Consider the following 1,279-nt stretch of genomic DNA (forward strand, 5'->3'; position numbering starts at 1 on the left):
CCCTTACGGGCAATAACCTTAATCATCTTTCTTCTCCGTTTTCACCACGTCGGTGACCGTGACGCCGGACGGGGTGGTAAAGGTGCCCGCCGTTGAATCGTGCGCCGGATACGGTTTATCGAGTCGTCCGCAGTACTGGGCAAAGACATAATCCGGGTCTGAACTGCCTTCCGGTGCAGGCCAGCGTCCGTTCTCCAGCGCATCTTCGTACCAGTGCGTTGAGAACTCACACACGTAAACGCTTACCGCACCTTCCCGGTACGCCTTGCGAAACAGGTTGGCGACCCGCCCAGGGCGCAGACAGGCGATAGGTAACCCCACGTCCTGCCCAATCAGCAGGCGGCGCACGCTCTCTACAATCAGGTTGCAGCCCGGTTCATCCAGTACCGGGCCACCTTCGCGCTGAGCGGTTTCGCTGCGCACGCTGCGCGAGGCAACAAACACGGCAAAATCACCAAAGACACGCCACCGTCGCTGCGAGGTGCTGACCGGCTTGCAGCTGGTCACGCCTTTAAACGTGACCCAGGCGCCCGGCAGCACGCGGAGGATTTCGCCGATATCTTCCAGCTCGCCGCCGTACGTGGTGACCTGGCGAACCATGCCCCCCTGACCGGTGTTCAGCCCCTGGTTCAGCCTGTCAGCGATGGCCTGTTCAATTTGCGTAATCATCAGTAGCACCCTCCGCCCGTGCGGCCTCGCGACCAGTTATTGCTTCCTGCCGTAAACATGATCCCCACCGATGAGGACGGCACCGCCGCGCCGCCCGATGAGGCCGCGCCCAGCGTGACGTCACCTTTAGCCACCTTTTCCAGATAGCGGATGCCGTCGCGGTAGCGGTCGCGGATTTCTTCCTCGCACTGGCGTTCCGTGCCAGTCAGGCGGTAACGGGCAATATCACATGCAATGCCGGTGAGGATGGGCGGCACCGTCGCCAGCGGCAGGGTGTAACGCCCGGCGATATAGCCGTCGATTTCATCCGATGCCGCCCGCAGGGCGTAGCCCAGCACGTCGTCATTAATGTCACCGGTGCCGTCAACGTCCGTGATGAGGCGGGTTTCTTTCTCACCAAACCGGCTGACCATATCGCTGCGGGTGGCGTACATGATTACGCTCCCGTGCCGGTTGAGCCGACGGCCATCTGCCAGAAGGCGTAGGCAGCAGCACCGCGCGCTTCGACGCCGAACAGGTATTCAGCACGCATAAACACGCTGTCGCTGTCGGAGGTCACCTGTGAAACAAACACCGGTTTTTTGCGCATCTGGAAAATAAACGGCTTCAG

Annotated in this window: 3 protein-coding genes; all 3 read right to left on the reverse strand. The window is 61.0% G+C overall.

Features of this window, described 5'->3' with window-relative positions:
- Positions 1-18: 18 nt before the first annotated feature.
- The 3 genes from J8X26_RS26500 to J8X26_RS26510 are packed head-to-tail and all read right to left on the reverse strand — an operon-like array spanning position 19 to position 1,279.
- The gene (locus J8X26_RS26500; protein WP_208952515.1) at positions 19-669 is read right to left on the reverse strand and encodes a DUF1834 family protein; all 651 of its coding nucleotides are present in this window, start codon (positions 667-669) and stop codon (positions 19-21) included.
- Positions 669-1,103, reverse strand: a complete 435-nt coding sequence (locus J8X26_RS26505; RefSeq protein WP_208952516.1) for a gp436 family protein — start codon at positions 1,101-1,103, stop codon at positions 669-671. Before J8X26_RS26505 ends, J8X26_RS26500 begins: the two co-directional genes overlap by 1 nt.
- Positions 1,104-1,105: 2 nt before the next feature.
- Positions 1,106-1,279, reverse strand: coding sequence for a Mu-like prophage major head subunit gpT family protein (locus tag J8X26_RS26510; RefSeq protein WP_280118849.1), 174 nt, complete (start codon positions 1,277-1,279; stop codon positions 1,106-1,108).

It is taken from the genome of Rahnella sp. ChDrAdgB13, assembly GCF_017655185.1.
GTDB classification, from domain to species: domain Bacteria; phylum Pseudomonadota; class Gammaproteobacteria; order Enterobacterales; family Enterobacteriaceae; genus Rahnella; species Rahnella contaminans.